Origin of the sequence: Streptomyces armeniacus (genome assembly GCF_003355155.1) — a bacterium.
Classification (GTDB): domain Bacteria; phylum Actinomycetota; class Actinomycetes; order Streptomycetales; family Streptomycetaceae; genus Streptomyces; species Streptomyces armeniacus.
This window is the reverse complement of sequence record NZ_CP031320.1, coordinates 7,361,124-7,378,386: the sequence shown is the minus strand read 5'-3', so window position 1 is coordinate 7,378,386 and position 17,263 is coordinate 7,361,124. Positions and strand designations below refer to the sequence as shown.

Here is a 17,263-nt window from a genome sequence, read left to right as displayed (position 1 = left end):
CCATACTGGTCAGCGCAGCGCAGAACTTACGTACGGAAGGGCTCATTCGTGACTGAGATCGAGATCGGGCGCGGCAAGCGCGGCCGCAAGGCGTACGCCTTCGACGACATCGCCGTCGTGCCGAGCCGGCGCACCCGTGACCCGAAGGAGGTCTCGATCGCCTGGCAGATCGACGCCTACCGCTTCGAACTGCCGTTCCTCGCCGCCCCCATGGACTCGGTCGTCTCGCCGCAGACCGCCATCCGCATCGGGCAGCTGGGCGGCCTGGGCGTGCTGAACCTCGAGGGTCTGTGGACCCGTTACGAGGACCCCGAGCCGGTGCTCGCCGAGATCGCCGAGCTGGACGGCGCCACCGCGAACCGCCGTATGCAGCAGATCTACGAGGAGCCGATCAAGGAGGAGCTGATCGGCCAGCGGATCAAGGAGGTACGGGACTCGGGCGTGGTGACGGCCGCCGCGCTGTCGCCGCAGCGCACCGCGCAGTTCTCCAAAGCGGTCGTGGACGCGGGCGTCGACATCTTCGTCATCCGGGGCACCACGGTCTCGGCCGAGCACGTCTCGTCGGCGGCGGAGCCGCTGAACCTGAAGCAGTTCATCTACGAGCTGGACGTGCCCGTGATCGTCGGCGGCTGCGCCACGTACACGGCCGCGCTGCATCTGATGCGTACGGGCGCCGCGGGCGTCCTCGTCGGCTTCGGTGGCGGCGCCGCGCACACCACCCGCAACGTGCTCGGGATCCAGGTGCCGATGGCGACCGCGGTCGCGGACGTCGCGGCCGCCCGCCGGGACTACCTCGACGAGTCCGGCGGCCGGTACGTGCACGTCATCGCCGACGGCGGCGTCGGCTGGTCCGGCGACCTGCCGAAGGCCATCGCCTGCGGCTCGGATGCCGTGATGATCGGCTCCCCGCTGGCCCGCGCCACGGACGCGCCGGGCCGTGGCCACCACTGGGGCATGGAGGCCGTTCACGAGGACGTCCCGCGCGGCAAGCGCATGGACCTGGGCGCGGTCGGCACGACGGAGGAGGTCCTGCTCGGCCCGTCGCACACGCCGGACGGCTCGATGAACTTCTTCGGCGCGCTGCGCCGCGCGATGGCCACGACGGGGTACTCCGACCTGAAGGAGTTCCAGCGCGTCGAGGTCATGGTGGCCCGCTCGCGTTAGCGAGCGTCCAGGGGCGCGGGGAACTGCGCGACCAGCCACGGTGTTCCCGCGGTCGCCGCACGACCGCACTGTCCGAGTGCGTGGGCGCCGTACGCGACCGACGGCCGTCACTGACTGATCGCGCAGTTCCCCGCGCCCCCACCGCCCGCCGCCTACAGCCGGTTCGCCGCGCCCGTGGGGCTCGCGCCGCGGGTGTCCAGCAGGAGCTGGGCCTTCGCGGCGAGGCCCTGCAGGTCGTACGTGCGGTGGTGCTGCAGCAGCACCGTGAGGTCCGCCTCCGCGGCCGCCTCGTACAGCCCGTCCGCGCGCGGCACCGGCCGCCCGCCCGCGCTCCAGTGGTGCACGTACGGGTCGTGGTAGCTGAGCTGGGCGCCCAGGTCGCGCAGGCGGGTCGCGATCTCGCCCGCCGGTGCGCCCTCCTGGTCGGCAAGGTCGGCCTTGTACGTGACGCCGAGCAGCAGGACGCGGGCGCCGCGCGCCGACTTGCCGTGTTCGTTGAGGAGCGCGGCGGCGCGCTGGGAGACGTAGCGCGGCATGCGCGCGTTGACCTGCTGGGCCAGCTCGACCATGCGCAGCGGATAGCCGAGTGCGCGGCTCGGGTACGAGAGGTGGTTCGGGTCGATGGGCACGCTGTGGCCGCCGACGCCGGGGCCGGGCCGGAACGCCTGGAAGCCGAACGGTTTGGTCTCCGCGCAGCGGATGACGTCCCACACGTCGACGCCGATGTCGTGGCAGAACACGGCCATCTCGTTGACGAGGGCGATGTTGATCTGCCGGTAGTTGGTTTCCAGCAGCTGCGCCGTCTCCGCCTCGCGCGGCCCGCGGGCGCGTACGACCTTCTCGGTGAGCCGGCCGTAGAACGCGGCGGCGGCCTCCGTACAGGCGGGGGTGAGGCCGCCGATGACCTTCGGGATGTTCGCGTAGCCGTACGTGCGGCTGCCCGGGTCGAGGCGGCTGGGCGCGTACGCGAGGTGGAAGTCGCGGCCCGCGCGCAGCCCGGAGCCCTCCTCCAGCACGGTGCGGACGAACTCCTCGGTGCTGCCCGGGTAGACCGTCGACTCCAGGAGGACGGTCGTACGGGGGCGGAGGCTGGCGGCGAGCGTGTGCGCGGCCGTACGGACCGGCCCGAGGTCCAGCGCGCGGTCGGCGCGGAGCGGGGTGTCGACGCAGATGACGGCCGTACGGGCGCTGCCCAGCGGTGCCGGGTCGGCGGTGGCGCGGAAGCCACAGGACAGCATGCGGCGCAGCTCGGCCGCGGCGAGGGAGCCGTCGGCCGGCGGGCGGCCGGCGTTGAGGTCGGTGACGGTGCGGGGGTGCGGGTCGTAGCCGATGGTGCCGATGCCGGCGGCGGTGGCCGCCTGGGCCAGCGGAAGACCCGAATGGCCGAGGCCGATGACGGCGAGGTCTGCGCGCATGAGGGCTGACATCCCTTCCCCGGGGAACGCGGTGTGCGGGCGGCGTACAGGTGGGGCGAACAGGTGCGGTGAACGGTGCGGCGAACCGGGAGTGGCGGAGGACGCGCTGTCAGGTTAAGGGCCTATATGACAGATATGCGGTATTGCACGCGGTGCCGTGCCACCGCTCGGCCAAAGTGGCTCACATGCGGGACCATCGACAGGGGATGCAGCGTCAGGTGACCGCAGGACCGCCCGTACCGACCACAGGAGGCAACGGTGAGGACAGCGACACTGGGACCGGAGCAGCGCGCGGGGGCGCTGGCGAAGATGGCCGAGCGCGAACTCGACGTGCTCGTCGTCGGCGCCGGGGTCGTCGGCGCGGGCACCGCGCTGGACGCGGCCACCCGCGGGCTTTCCACGGGGATCGTCGAGGCGCGGGACTGGGCGTCGGGCACGTCCAGCCGGTCCAGCAAGCTGATCCACGGCGGGCTGCGCTACCTCGAGATGCTGGACTTCGTGCTCGTACGGGAGGCGCTGAAGGAGCGCGGACTGCTGCTGCAGCGGCTCGCGCCGCACCTCGTGAAGCCGGTGCCGTTCCTCTATCCGCTCCAGCACAAGGGGTGGGAGCGCTTCTACGCCGGTTCCGGCGTCGCGCTGTACGACGCGATGTCGCTGTCCTCCGGGCACGGCCGCGGGCTGCCCGGACACCGCCATCTGACGCGGCGGCACGCGCTGCGGGTGGCTCCGTGCCTGAAGCGGGACGCGCTCGTGGGCGCCCTCCAGTACTACGACGCGCAGATGGACGACGCGCGGTACGTCGCCACCCTCGTCCGCACCGCCTCGGCGTACGGCGCCTACGCCGCGAACCGCGCGCGCGTGACCGGCTTCCTGCGCGAGGGCGAGCGCGTGGTGGGCGCCCGGGTGCGGGACCTGGAGCAGGGCGGCGAGTTCGAGGTACGGGCGAAGCAGGTGGTCAACGCCACGGGCGTGTGGACGGACGACACCCAGCAGCTGATCGCCGAGCGCGGCCAGTTCCACGTACGCGCCTCCAAGGGCATCCACCTCGTCGTGCCGAAGGACCGGATCAACTCGACGACGGGGCTGATCCTCCGTACGGAGAAGAGCGTGCTCTTCGTGATCCCGTGGGGCCGGCACTGGATCGTCGGCACCACGGACACCGACTGGGACCTGGACAAGGCGCACCCGGCGGCGTCCAGTGCGGACATCGACTACCTGCTGGAGCACGTCAACTCGGTGCTGTCGGTGCCGCTCACGCGCGACGACGTGGAGGGCGTCTACGCCGGTCTGCGGCCGCTGCTCGCGGGCGAGTCGGACGCCACCAGCAAGCTGTCCCGCGAGCACACCGTGGCCCACCCGGTGCCGGGGATGGTGGTCATCGCGGGCGGCAAGTACACGACGTACCGGGTGATGGCCAAGGACGCGGTGGACGAGGTCGTGCACGGCCTGGACCACCGGGTCGCGGAGTGCTGCACCGAGCAGGTGCCGCTCGCGGGCGCCGAGGGCTATCCCGCGCTGTGGAACGCGCGGGCGCACATCGCGGCCCGCACCGGGCTGCATGTGGCGCGTGTGGAGCACCTGTTGAACCGGTACGGCTCACTGACCGACGAGGTGCTGGAGCTGGTCACCGCGGACCCGCGGCTGGGAGATCCGCTGCCCGCGGCCGACGACTATCTGAAGGCGGAAATCGTCTATGCGTGTACGCACGAAGGTGCACGCCATCTGGACGATGTGCTTACTCGGCGTACGCGCATCTCCATCGAGACGTTCGACCGCGGTACGCGCAGCGCGCGCGAGTGCGCCGAACTGATGGCGGGCGTGCTGGGCTGGGACGAGGACCAGATCAAGCGCGAGGTCGAGCACTACGAGAAGCGTGTCGAGGCCGAACGCGAGTCACAGCGGCAGCCGGACGACCTGACGGCGGACGCGGCACGGCTGGGCGCGCCGGACATCGTCCCGCTGTAGGCGGGTTGGCGGGGACGTACCGCGAAGTCCACACGAAGGGGAGTCGCTTGCGCCCCCGTACACGTCTTGCCCGGACAGTAGGACACAATGAAGGCTCTGCTGGGGTGGCTCGGCTGCTTGAGGGGATGCAAGGGGATTCATGGGCCAGGACGTTGAGGACGGGCGGCTGGTAGGCGGCCGCTATCGGCTCGAAGGTGTGCTGGGCCGCGGGGGCATGGGCACCGTGTGGCGCGGTCGCGACGAAACCCTGGGGCGTACGGTCGCGGTGAAGGAGCTGCGTTTCCCGTCGAGCATCGACGACGAGGAGAAGCAGCGCCTCATCATGCGCACCCTGCGCGAGGCGAAGGCGATCGCCCGTATCCGCAGCGGCAGCGCCATCACCGTCTACGACGTGGTCGACGAGGACGACCGGCCGTGGATCGTCATGGAGCTGATCGAGGGCCGCTCCCTCGCTGACACCATCCGGCAGGACGGGCCGCTGTCGCCGCGGCGCACCGCGGAGGTCGGGCTCGCCGTCCTCGACGTGCTGCGCGCGGCGCACCGCGAGGGCATCCTGCACCGCGACGTGAAGCCGTCCAACGTGCTGATGGAGGAGGGCACCGGCCGAGTCGTGCTCACGGACTTCGGCATCGCGAAGGTCCAGGGCGACCCGTCGATCACCTCGACCGGCATGCTCGTCGGCGCGCCCTCGTACATCTCCCCGGAGCGCGCCCGCGGCAACCCGCCGGGCCCGCCCGCCGACATGTGGTCGCTGGGCGGCCTGCTGTACGCGGCGGTGGAGGGGCGGCCGCCGTACGACAAGGGCTCGGCGATCTCCACCCTGACGGCCGTGATGACGGAGCCGCTGCCGCCGCTGGAGCGCGCGGGCGCGCTGAGCGAGGTCATCTTCGGACTGCTCGAGAAGGACCCCGAGAAGCGGCTCGATGTCGCGGGCGCGCGCGTGCTGCTGGAGATGGCCGCGGCCGTCTCGGACGGCATGGACACCACGGGCGGCGGGGCGACACCGGCGGACGTGACGCGTTCCGCCGCCGGCATGCCGCCGGTGCCGCCGCCGGGCGGTTCGGGATCGGAGCCGCGTACGCCGCCGGTCCGTACGGCGAGCGGGTTGCCGCCGATACCTTCGCTGAACCCGCCGGGCGGCAGGGCGGGTTCGGCCGCGTCCGGAACGGGTGCGGGAAGCGGAGCGGGCAACGGGCCCGGTTCCTGGCCCGCGGCGAGACAGGGCTTCGGCGGGCTCGGGTCCCGCCGTACGCTCGCGATCATCGCGGCGGTGGTCGTCCTCCTCGTGATCCTGGGCGTGGTCGTCGCGAACGCCGTGGGCAGCGACGGCGGCGGTTCGGCCGCCGGCTCCGACGGCGGCACAGGCCAGCAGGAACAGCAGGGCGACAAGACCGGGCAGGACGACGGGGACGACGAGGCCGCGGAACCCAGCTCGAAGCCCGAGCCCGACAACGGCGGCAAGGACGACGGCAAGGGCGAGGACAAGGGCGAAGACGGCGGCAAGGACAAGGGCAAGCAGGACGGCGCGCTGCCCGACGGCTACAGGCGGGTCGCCGACGGCCGCTTCCACTTCTCCATGGCGATGCCCCAGGACTTCAAGCGCACCGGCACGGCCGGGGCCGGCTCCGGCGCCAAGTACGGCTGGCCCGGCGGCGGTTACCCCAAGCTCCAGGTCGACTACAACGACAGCCCGCTCGCGGACGCCGTGCTCGCCTGGAAGGGCCTGGAGCCCGCGGTCCGCAAGTCCAGCCCCGGCTACAAGCTCCTCGACCTCCAGAAGGTGAAGTGGCGCGGCTATCCGACCGTCGCCGACTGGTCGTTCCTCCGGAACGAGGGCGACCAGCGGGTGCGCGTGCTCAACCGCGGCTTCAAGGTGGACGACAAGCGCGGCTACGCGATCATGGTGACCTGCAAGGCCGACGAGTGGACGGGCGAACAGTGCCGCACTCTGCGGCAGACGGCGTTCAAGACGTTCAAGCCGCAGTGACCGCGACGATCGCGGTGACCGCGGTGACCGCGGTGACCGCGGTGAGGGCGGTGAGGGCGGTGACCGTGTTCGCCGCGCGGGCGACGGAGGTGTCGCGGGCGGCCTCCGAGGGGAAAAGCTGACCGGACGGAGTGGGACTTACCGGCGGCGCCGGGCCGCTTCGGCACGTATCGTGAAAGACCGCAGACCGTACGCATCCGTAACGAGGCGGATCGGGACCGGTTTTGACGGACTGCTCGCGCGCTGTGGGAGTGTGGGAGGCGTCGTGGAAGACAACGCGGACTACGCGGGGCGGTTGCTGGCCGACCGCTACCGCCTGCCGCAGCTTCCCGCAGAGGAGTACGAACTCGCGGAGACCCGCGCGTACGACACCGCCAGCGGTCAGGAAGTGCTGGTGCGGCAGGTGCCGTTGCCGGAGGTCGTCGACGCGGAAATGGTGGACGGCGGCCAACCGTCCGGCGGCGCACGCCCGTTGCCGGGAGCGGGATCCGGCCGCGCCACCCGCAGACCCGCCGAGCCGGGCGTACGGCGCGCGGTGGAGGCGGCGCTGGCGGCCTCCCGCATCCCCGATCACCCGCGGCTCGACCAGGTCTTCGACGTCTTCGTCGAGGGCGACGGACTCTGGATCGTCAGCGAACTCGTGCCCGCACGGCCCCTCGTGGCCGTCCTCGCCGAGCAGCCGCTGAGCCCGCACCGCGCCGCCGAGATCGCGGCCGACCTGCTGGACGCGCTGAACGCCGTGCACACGCACGGCTGGGTGCACCGAAACATCACCGCCCGCTCCGTGCTCGTCTGCGACGACGGCCGCGCGCTGCTCACCGGCATGGCCGTGGGCGCGGCGGAGGAGGCGCTGTGCGGGTACGACACGCTGCCGGACCGCGTCGCGGGCCCGGCGGACCCCGTGGACCACGCCGACCCGGCGGCACCGGCGGACGGGCCGTCCCGCGGCGCGCACGCGCTGCCGGCGGTGCCGGCGGAGGGCGCGGGGTCCGGAGCGAACGGGGCGCGCGGGGCGAACGGCGCCGGGGCGCGGGGCACGTACGGGCAGCAGGCTCCGTACGGGCAGCGGGACCCGTACGGGCAGCCGGACCCGTACGGGCAGAGCGGGCAGCGCCGGGACGGCCGGTACGCGTGGGGCGAGGGCGCGTACGAGCCGCGTGGCGGCGCGGGCGCGCAGCGGGGCGGGCCGAACGGGCCCGGACCGGGGCCCGGTTTAACGGGCGGTGCGGGCCCGGGGCCGGGCGCGGGCGCCGGTGCCGGTGGCGCCGGCGGGAGCGCGCCGCCGCCGGGGCGGCTGCCGCGCGGACCGCTGCCCGAGGGGGTCTCGGGGCGGTACGCCGGGCCCGAGGCGCCCGGGCAGGAGCCCGGAGGCGGTCAACCGCCGCACGCGGGTGACACGTTCGGGCGGGGCGGTAGCGCGGGCGCGCCCCCCGCCGGCGCGCCCGGTTCGGGTGGCGCCGGTGTGCCCGGCGCGTACGCCGGTCCGGGCGCGGGTGACGCCCAGCGCGCGGGCATCTTCGGTTTCGAGGGCGCGGACTCGGGCGGTGGCGCCGCCGCACGCGCCGCGCGCCGCGGCGCGATCGCCGCGTACCGCGCCGGTGCGCGCGCCGCGTCCGCCCGGGTGGAGGCGGAGGCGCAGGGGCGCACCGCGGCGCAGCAGCCCGCCCTGCCCGAGGGCGGCACCACTTCCGCGGACTGGTGGACACCCGGCGGCGACGGCGCCCCGGGTGCGCCGGAGCGCCAGGAGCCGCTCGTCTACGGCCCCGAGGGCCAGCCGTACGGCCCCGAGCCGCACACCGTCGCGCCCTCCGCGGCGGCTGCCCCGAACGCGCCGTCCGCACCGTACGAGCCCGAGGAGCGGACCGAGCGCTGGAGCGGCGAGGGCCCCACCGCGCTGCCGGGCGCGCGGCACGGCACGAGCCGCTCCGTACCGGTGCCCCGGTACCCCCGCGAGCCGCAGCCCGAGCCCCCGTACGAGCCCGAGGCGTACCAGCCGGACCCGTACCAGGACCCGTACCAGGACCGGGGCCAGGGCCCGGACCGGGACAACGAGCTTCACGAGGATCACGCGTACGACCCCGCCCACCCCCCGTACCAGGGTCACCGCCCCGTCACCCCGGAGGTCCTGCCGTGCGCCGAGCCCGCGCCACCACCACAGTCGCCGGCAGCCGCGCCGCCGTACGCGCGGTCGCCGCCGTGGCGGTGCTCGCGGCCGCCACCGGCTGCATGTCGGTGGGCTCGGCGGAGGACCGGGACGCGGACGCGGAGCGGCGCACCGGACGTACGGCCCCCGACGGCGACGGGCACGCGGATGGCGCGTGGCGCGACGACGGCCCCTCTCCCGGCACCGCGCGGCACCGGGACGGCCAGTGGCACGCGGACTTCGGGGGCGGACCCGGCGCCCGTGACGGCGCGGACGGCGCACGCGGCAGCGCCGGCGGAGGGCGCGGGGCGGACGCCGACGGACGCGGGCCCGCCGGCGCGCACGGGGCCGACGGCGGCGGAAGCGGAGACTCCGGCGGCCGGGCGAGTACGGCGGGCGCGGCCGCCGGTACGGGAGAGGGCGCGGCCGGTACGTACGGAGGCGGCACAGGCGGTGCCGCCTCCGGCGGCGGCCCGCCGGCGCAGCCGCCGGGTTCCGGCGCGACGGCCGCCGGAGGTGCGTCGGGTGGCGACGGCCCGCCGCCGTCACCGGACGTACCGCCGACGCCCACCGGAAGCACGCCGCCGGACCCCGCGGGCGGCGGCGGTGGCGGGGACGGCGGGACGAGCGGCGCGTCGGGCGGCGGCTGACGCCGTACGAGCGCGTGCCCCGTACGGGCTGACGCCGTACGGGCGGAGGGCGTGCGGGCGTGTGCCCCGTACGGACGGAGGGCGTACGCGTGTGCCCCGTACGGACGGCGCGCACCGGCGGCCGCTGCCGGACAGACGGCCGGACAGACGGCCGGAGAGACGGCCGGAGAGGCGGCCGGAGAGGCGGCCAGACAGACGGCCGGGCAGGCGGCCGTCACGGCCCAACTGCCGTGCCCCCGTGGCCATCCCGCACCCCGCGGGCGTATGCTCGGCGCCCAGCGGCGCCCGTACGGCGGCCCCTCGCGGGAGCTCATTTGCGCACCCCGCCACCGGGTGCGTATGCTGGTAGATCGTTTGATCCCATTTGCCCGGCGCCACCACAGAGCGCGCCGTGTGGCGCGTTCCTTTCCAGCCGTGGCTTGATCGCACTGAGGCGATCGTGTGTGCAACACGGAGTTATGGGCGCGTGCCGTGACTCCGGAAGGTTCGCATTTCGCATGTCCGTTTCTGCACCCGACGCCGTCCTGCCCGAGGACGAGGAGACCGTCACCTTCGGTGATCTCGGTCTCGCCGAGCAGCTCGTCGCCAAACTCGCCCAGAACGGCGTTACCACCCCCTTCCCCATCCAGGCCGCGACCATCCCGGACGCGCTGGCGGGCAAGGACATCCTCGGCCGTGGCCGTACCGGCTCCGGCAAGACCCTCTCCTTCGGCCTGCCGCTGCTGACCCGCCTCGCCGGCGGGCAGACCGCGAAGCGCCGCCCGCGCGGCCTGATCCTCACCCCGACCCGCGAGTTGGCGATGCAGGTCTCCGACGCGCTGCAGCCGTACGGGGACACGCTCGGCCTGAAGTTCAAGGTCGTCTGCGGCGGCACCTCGATGAGCAACCAGATGTACGCGCTCGACCGCGGCGTCGACATCCTCGTCGCCACCCCCGGCCGGCTGCGCGACCTGATCAACCGCGGCGCGTGCGCGCTCGACGACGTCGAGGTCGCCGTACTCGACGAGGCCGACCAGATGTCCGACCTGGGCTTCCTGCCCGAGGTCATCGAGCTGCTCGACCTCATCCCCGAGGGCGGCCAGCGCATGCTCTTCTCCGCGACGCTGGAGAAGGAGATCGGCACCCTCGTCAAGCGCTACCTGGTCGACCCGGTCAGCCACGAGGTGGACGCCGCACAGGGCGCCGTCACGACGATGACGCACCACGTGCTGGTCGTGAAGCCGCGCGACAAGGCGCCGGTCACGGCGGCCATCGCGGCGCGCAAGGGCCGGACGATCATCTTCGTCCGCACCCAGCTGGGCGCCGACCGGGTCGCGGAGCAGCTCCGCGAGTCGGGTGTGAAGGCCGACGCGCTGCACGGCGGCATGACGCAGGGCGCGCGTACGCGCACGCTGGACGACTTCAAGGGCGGCCAGGTCAACACGCTCGTCGCGACGGACGTCGCGGCGCGCGGCATCCACGTCGACGGCATCGACCTGGTGCTGAACGTCGACCCGGCCGGTGACCACAAGGACTACCTGCACCGTTCCGGCCGTACGGCGCGTGCGGGCGAGTCCGGCACGGTCGTCTCGCTGGCCCTGCCGCACCAGCGGCGGCAGATCTTCCGGCTGATGGAGGACGCGGGCGTCGACGCCTCGCGGCACATCATCGGGCGCGGCGACGTCTTCGACGACGACGTGGCACGGATCACCGGCGCCCGGTCCCTGACCGAGGTGCAGGCCGAGTCCACGGCGAACACCGCCCGGCAGGCGGAGCGCGAGGTCAAGGACCTCGAGCGGCAGCTCGAGCGCGCCCAGCGGCATGCGACCGAGCTGCGCGAGGAAGCGGACCGGCTGACCGTACGGGCAGCGCGCGAGCGCGGCGACGACCCGGACGAGGCGCTGGCGCAGGCGACCGAGGCACTGGCGGCCGAGGTGGCCGCGGAGGCCGAGGCCGAGGCGGCGGCGGAGCGCCGGCGCGCGGAGCGGCGCGAGCGCAAGCAGGAGGAGCGGCGCGACGAGCGCGGCTCGTACGAGCGCCGCGACAACGACCGCGGCGGTGACCGCGGCGACCGTGGTGACCGGGGCGACCGCGGCGGTTTCCGTGGCGGCGAGGGGCGCGGGCCCCGCGGCGGTGACGGCCGCGGCGACACGCGCGACCGCCGTCCGTACGAGCGCCGCGACGACCGCGGCGGCGACCGGCGCGGCAGCGACAGCCGTGGCGGCGACAGCCGTGGCGGTACGAGCGGTGCCGGCGGCAGCGCCCGTCCGTACAGCCGGGACCGGCGCGAGGGCGGTGGCGGTGGCGGCTTCCGCCGCGACGACCGCCGCGACAGCGACCGCCGCCCGTACGGCCGCGACCGCCGCGACACCAACGACCGCGGCCCGCAGGGCCGTCGCGACGACCACCGCGGCGGCTCCGGCTCATTCAACCGGAACGGCGCCGGCCGCACCTTCGACCGCCGTACGGACAAGCCCCGTTGGAAGCGCAACGGCTGACGGCTGACGACCCCGCGCCGACAAGGCAGAATGCTTTCGAGACGCGGCCCGCAGGCGGGCTATGCTGCGGGGGCGGGCCGTTAGCTCAATTGGCAGAGCAGCGGACTTTTAATCCGTTGGTTGTGGGTTCGAGTCCCACACGGCCTACCGGCATCCCTTCAGCGGAGGGATCTGCCTGCCCGTACGGCTCCGCCCCGGCCTCACCGGCCGGGGCGGAGCTGTTTCCGGAGCCGATTCAGGAGCTGTTTCCGCAGAACCGTGGGCGGGAGCGGCGGGGCGGGCCACGGCGGCACCCCGCACGGGGGGAGCGCGACACCGCCGCAGCCGACAGGAATCGTACGGACCGGGGTCGCCGGAGGGCGTCACCCTCCGGTGGACAGTTCGGGGTGGCTCGCCCGGGGGATACGGGTCGCCGTCCGCGGGGTCTCCGCGCGCCACCGGTCTCCGGCGCGGACGGAGCGCATCTGGACGGTTCGCGCAGCAGTTTCAGCCGTCTCAGCCGTCTTCCGCCGTTGGCTGTGACCGTCTCAGGCCAGGAGCAGCGCCGCGTCCCAGGGCAGCGGCTCCGGTGCGGGCGGACGCGGTGCCGTCGCCAGCCGCCCGTGCAGTGCCAGGGCGATGCCCGCCGGGCCCAGGAGGAACGTTGACGGAGCGTCGTACGGCGTGAAGCTGGTGGCGAAACCGTACGGCAGGGCGGGGTCGAACGCGGCACACACCCGTTCCGCCAGCTCGTCCGCCCGCGCGGCCAGCGCGGGGTCGTCCAGGTCGGCGGCCATGCGCCCGGTGATCTGGAGTACGCCTGCGAGGCCGTGGCACAGGCCCGGTTCCTCGACCCCCTGCAAGCCGTCCGGCCGGCGGAAGACCGCCCGTATGCCGTCGGCGGCGCTCTGTACCCACGCCTCCTCGCCCAGTGCCGTTCCCGCGAGTTGCAGGGCGCGGGCCACGCCCGGGGTGCCGTAACACCAGGTGGCGCGGCGCCGGTTGAGGTGTGGCCGTACGGGGGCCCACTCCTGGTCGCGGGTGACCAGGGCGGGCCAGTACGGGGCACTCCCGCCGCTGTCGCCGTTGCCGTTGCCGCTGCCGCCTTCGTGTTGGCGCCAGCTCAGCAGCCAGTCGGCCAGCCGCCTGATGGCGGTGTCCTGGTCCGGGACCCGTACGCCGCGGGACCGGCACAGCGACAGCAGCGCGAGCGGTCCGGCGGCGCCGTGGGCCAGCCCGAGGTCGAGTACCGGCTCGCGCGCGACCGGGTCGGTGCTCGCGCGCGGGGGCGCCCCCGGAGGCACCGGCCAGGGCGGGCTGTACCAGCCGGGCAGGCGCCTGACGGCGCCGTCCTCGCCCCGCACCGTCACCGGCTCGGTCAGCGCGACGAGATAGCCGAGGATGTCCCGTACGGTGTCGAGGTCGGCGGGTTCCGCGAGGAAGTACCGGCCGAGGCCGGTCATTCCGCCGATGACGTCGAACCTCCCGCGGGGCGCCCCGGGTTCGCCGTCGGCCATCCGGGCGCGCTCCGCGTCGAGCGTCGCGGCGACCTCCGTACGCAGGGCGGCGTCGAGCCGCGTGCGCAGGGTGGCGTACTCCCTGGGCGTACGCGCGGCGTGCTTGGCGGCGAACGCGAGTCCGCCGAGGCCCGGATACAGCCCGGTGAGCCCTGCCGAGGCGGCCGGACCGGCGGAGTCGGCCGCCCGCGCCAGTGCGGCGTGCGCCGCCCGGCGCAGCGCCGGATCGGCTCCGGGCGCCGTGCTCACCTCGCTCAGCAGCAGCGCCTTGCCGGTCCACGCGCCGCCGAGGCCGGGGGAGTTCGGCCCTTCCGGCTCCCCGCCGTCCCGGTCGCCCTCCTGCCGTTCGGCCGCGGGCAGGAGCTGCCGCTCCCGTACGCGGGCGACGACCTCGGCCACGACGGCACCGGGGTCCCATCGCCCCTCGGTGTCCTCGGTGCCGTACGTGTTCTCGGCGCCGTACGTGCTCCTGCCGCCGTACGTGTCCGCGTTCGCCGTCGACTCCGCGTCCGCCGTCGACTCCGTGTGCGCTGTCATCCGAGGTGCCTCCGCCTGCCCTGTTCCACCTGCGCGAGGCCGCGGGACACCGCCAGCGACCGCTGCTCCTGCTTTCGGTCCGTGCCGATCAGCCTGTTGTGGTGCATGTGCAGGACGCTCCAGACGGCCGAGGCCCGTGTCGTGTGCGCGGCGTACTCGCGCAGGGCCGCCGCCCTGGCCTCACACGCGACCGTCACCTCGGCGGCGCCCGCGCGGAACGCCGCCGCCATCACGTCGTTCCCCAGCAGCGGCAGCGCCGCGGCGCGGTGCTCGCGGAAGTACGCGTGGTGCTCGTCGTCGCGCGGCGTGGCCAGGTGGAAGCCGGGCCAGTCGCCGCCATGGAACCGGCGCACCATGTCCAGGTAGTTGGCGGCGGCCAGTACGGGCGGTTCGACGGTGGTGGAGCCCGCTGTCTGCAGCCGGAGCTGTTCCAGGACGGCGACGCTGTCGCGGTGGAAGACGCGTTCGGCGGCGGCCATGGCCTCCGTACCGCCGTAGCGGGCGGCCTCGGGCTCGTAGCCGTCCAGGACGAACGCCCCAGCGAGCCGTACGGACCGCAGCTGGTCCACCCAGTCCAGGAAGACGGGCGTCAACTCGGGGTGCAGCACGGACGGTTCGCCGTGGAAGCGCAGCCTCAGCTGGGCCCCGTCGGTGTCGGCGTACCGGATGAAGAACCAGCGGTCCACTCCGCGCGGCAACTCGGCGAGCAGGCGCGGCAGATGCTCGGTGAGGATTTGGTTGTGGCAGTTCACCGAGGCGTACAGCTTGCCGTACAGCCACTCCCGGTCGTGCCGTGGTGCGGGCGCGGCGACCGAGGGGAAGACGCGGCGGCGCGGGCGTGGCGCCGCGGGCGTCTTCTGTGCACGCGCCGTGGGGAAGAGGGGCAGCACCAGTTCGCTGGTGAACGCGCCGGACTCGTTCGTCAGCCACCCCGCGCCCGCCCCGGCGTCCTCGGGCGTCTCGTACGCCAGCAGGTCCTCGTGCCGGGCGAGTTCGCGGCGCAGGAGCATGCGGTGCAGCGGAGCCGTCAGGTCCAGTTCCGTGCGGCGGTCGCCGACGCCCACGGCGACGCGGTCGGGTACGTGCCAGCGCTCCCGCCACGTCGCGAGCCGCCGGGCCCACTCGGCGTCGTCCACGGACGAGTCGGTGAGCGCCGGGTCGGAGAACCGCCACCGGGCGGGGGCGAGCACCGTACGGCCGTAACGGACGCGCGGCAGCCACGGGAACGAGCCCGCCGCGCCCCACATCCACACCGGGCGGGCCTCGCGGCCTGCCCGCGACACCTCCAGCACCAGACGTACGGCAGCGGGTGCCCCGCCCCGCAGGTCGAGCATGCTCGGGAACTGCGCCGAGATCTCCTGCCCGGTCCGGGCGTCCACCACGTACAACCGGTCCAGATCGGCGACCAGCGCGAGATCGCCCAGGCCCCGTACGGCGGGCAAGGAACGGTCGGCGAAACAGCCCACGGCGATGCGCTCCGGCCAGAACGAGCCGACACGCGCGACGTTCACGGAACGCGCCAGCGGTGGCGCGAACTCCAGACCCGCGCTCACGGCCCCGCCGCCTGCCGTACGGTCGGCGTTGCCCGGCCCTTCGGCGGAACGGCGGGCCAGGTCCCCTACGACGTCCTGGTCGTCGAGGAGATACGCGAACCGGCCCAGCAGGGAGCCCGGCGAGAAGGACCCCGTCCCGGGTGACACCACCAGCGCGAAGTCACCCCGCCCCAGGGCCTCCTGGGAAGGGGCGGTGAGATGCGCGCACACCTCCAGCGCGCCGGGCACCGCCGCGCGGTCGCCGCCCGACGGCCCGCCGGCGCCCGATGGCCCGCCGGTGCCCGATGGCCCGCTGCTGACCGACGGCCCGCGCCCGCCCAGCCATTCCAGCACGCCCTCGTCGAGGGAGATCTCGCGGTCGCCCGAGGCCAGTGCGGCCAGCGCCAGCTCGGTGAGCACACTGTCCCGTGCGCGGTCGCGCGCGCTGGGCTCGGCGCGCTCCGGGGTACGCCGTTCGCTGCGCGGGTGGAGATATCCGGCGGGCGGGCCGATCCCGGCCTGCGGATCGAGCACGTCCCGCAGCGGCACGGCCTGGTCGGTGCCGTACCGCTCCACGAACGCCCCGTGGTACTCCCGCAGATGGGGAGGCTGGACGCTGTCCGGCGCGGCCCGCCACAACGCCGCGGCCGCGCGCTCCGTCTCGCGCAGCACCTCGTAGGGCAGCGTGACATCGGCATCCAGCCGCATGTCGACGTGGAGCGACGGGTCTTCGGAGTGCAGCGCGTTCGCCGCGTCCACGGCCTTGCGCCGGAGGGCCGCCCCGCCGGTGCCGATCGGCTGGGCGGCGTAGTCCTGGTGGAGGTCGGCGAGGGCGGCGAGTTCACGGGCCTTGTCACTCTCCCCCGCGTGCTTCAGCGTGTCGACGACGTGCCGCAGCGGGTCGGTCTCGCTCAGCGGCGGACGCAACTCCGTGAGCAGGAAGTCCTGCCGTACGAGCCCGAGCAGAAGCTTCTCCTTCGCCGCCGCGGGCACCTTCGGGTAGGCCCTGTCCAGCACGGCCAGGACGTCCTCCACCGTGCGCGGGTGCTCGGCGGCGTGGAGGGCGGTCCGTACGGCCGCGGTGAACCGCACGGACACCTCCTCGGCCCGCATCGCGCCCGCACCACCCGCACCGGTGCCGCCGTCACTGCCGTCCCCGTCGCTCTCCTCCGGCTGGGAAGCGAACGGAAGCACCCAGCGCTGCCCGCGCCGGCACCCCAGGTCGTTGGTGACAACGCGGAGCTTGCGCACCACCGCGAAGTCCCCCTCCCAGCCCCTGATCAGGCCGAACAGCCAGGCACTGTCGGGCCGTACGGCCTTGCGGTGCGCACTGCCCATACGGACCCGGCAGTCCTCCGCGAACGCCACCGGCGCAACCCCCGCGAGCAGCCCGAACGGCGTGGCACGGCTGGCGGCCCGCAGCACGTACCGCGTCGCCGAAAGCGCCAGCTTCCGCAGAGCCTTGGGCTTCAGCGGCACCTCCCCACGCACGGCCTCCACCGACCGGGACAGGGAAGGACTCGAGACCGCGAGAGCCTCGGCGACACCCTCGTCGGCGGCCAGCCCGTCCACGTACCGCCGGACCTGATCAGGGTCGCGCGGATCGACATCCGCGTACGTCCCCACCGCGCCGGCACGGGAAAGCAGCGGCACACGAAGCATCCCCACAGGCTCCGCCTGGAATGCCACATGGTCGTCGGACACGTTCACGCTCGCCCGCCCTTCATTTCGCCGCATTTCCGTGTCTGGGATCCGGAACTGTTATAGGACACAACCGGATCTGCAATAGGGCAATTCTCTGTGACTGCAATAGAGCAGGGTTACCAATTTCTGAATCTGCACTATGGCAGTCAACCAGCCGGGGTCGGAGGAGAGATCCGCTCCGGCCCCGGGGTAT

Annotated in this window: 9 protein-coding genes, 1 tRNA gene and 1 pseudogene; 7 read left to right on the top strand and 4 right to left on the bottom strand. The window is 74.1% G+C overall.

All coding sequences use genetic code 11. The features are described from left to right. Positions 1-48 precede the first annotated feature (48 nt). Positions 49-1,164 (top strand): GuaB3 family IMP dehydrogenase-related protein, encoded by a 1,116-nt coding sequence (locus DVA86_RS32000; protein WP_208883535.1) that lies wholly within the window; start codon positions 49-51, stop codon positions 1,162-1,164. Positions 1,165-1,316: 152 nt separating this feature from the next. Here DVA86_RS32000 and DVA86_RS31995 read toward each other — a convergent pair whose 3' ends face one another. Continuing rightward, the gene (locus DVA86_RS31995; RefSeq protein WP_208883533.1) at positions 1,317-2,579 is read right to left on the bottom strand and encodes a nucleotide sugar dehydrogenase; all 1,263 of its coding nucleotides are present in this window, start codon (positions 2,577-2,579) and stop codon (positions 1,317-1,319) included. Between the two features lie 258 nt (positions 2,580-2,837). Between DVA86_RS31995 and DVA86_RS31990 the strand changes: the two genes are divergently transcribed. The 3 genes and pseudogenes from DVA86_RS31990 to DVA86_RS36365 form a co-directional block, all read left to right on the top strand. Beyond that, complete coding sequence (locus tag DVA86_RS31990; RefSeq protein ID WP_208883531.1) at positions 2,838-4,544, top strand: glycerol-3-phosphate dehydrogenase/oxidase; 1,707 nt, start codon at positions 2,838-2,840, stop codon at positions 4,542-4,544. A gap of 139 nt (positions 4,545-4,683) precedes the next feature. Continuing rightward, positions 4,684-6,531 (top strand): serine/threonine-protein kinase, encoded by a 1,848-nt coding sequence (locus tag DVA86_RS31985; RefSeq protein ID WP_208883530.1) that lies wholly within the window; start codon positions 4,684-4,686, stop codon positions 6,529-6,531. A 265-nt stretch (positions 6,532-6,796) separates the two neighbouring features. Further along, a pseudogene (locus DVA86_RS36365) lies at positions 6,797-7,405 on the top strand (protein kinase); the annotation flags it as partial. 339 nt (positions 7,406-7,744) lie between these two features. Here DVA86_RS36365 and DVA86_RS35715 read toward each other — a convergent pair. Continuing rightward, entirely contained in the window at positions 7,745-8,635 is an 891-nt protein-coding gene (locus DVA86_RS35715; protein ID WP_245997841.1) for a hypothetical protein, read from the bottom strand. 26 nt (positions 8,636-8,661) lie between these two features. Between DVA86_RS35715 and DVA86_RS31975 the strand changes: the two genes are divergently transcribed. From DVA86_RS31975 to DVA86_RS31965, 3 genes are all read left to right on the top strand, one after another. Continuing rightward, positions 8,662-9,324: a hypothetical protein gene (locus DVA86_RS31975; protein WP_208885640.1), complete on the top strand. Its 663-nt coding sequence runs from the start codon at positions 8,662-8,664 to the stop codon at positions 9,322-9,324. Between the two features lie 497 nt (positions 9,325-9,821). After that, entirely contained in the window at positions 9,822-11,801 is a 1,980-nt protein-coding gene (locus DVA86_RS31970) for a DEAD/DEAH box helicase (protein ID WP_208883528.1), read from the top strand. 74 nt (positions 11,802-11,875) lie between these two features. Beyond that, positions 11,876-11,948, top strand: a tRNA-Lys gene (locus DVA86_RS31965). Between the two features lie 380 nt (positions 11,949-12,328). Here DVA86_RS31965 and DVA86_RS31960 read toward each other — a convergent pair. Then, positions 12,329-13,834 carry a lanthionine synthetase C family protein gene (locus tag DVA86_RS31960; protein ID WP_208883526.1) on the bottom strand — a complete coding sequence of 502 codons (1,506 nt, stop codon included), beginning with the start codon at positions 13,832-13,834 and terminating at the stop codon, positions 12,329-12,331. Then, on the bottom strand, positions 13,831-17,028 hold the full coding sequence (locus DVA86_RS31955) for a lantibiotic dehydratase (RefSeq protein ID WP_245997420.1): 3,198 nt from the start codon (positions 17,026-17,028) through the stop codon (positions 13,831-13,833). The genes DVA86_RS31960 and DVA86_RS31955 overlap by 4 nt, the downstream gene beginning before the upstream one ends. Positions 17,029-17,263: the final 235 nt, after the last annotated feature.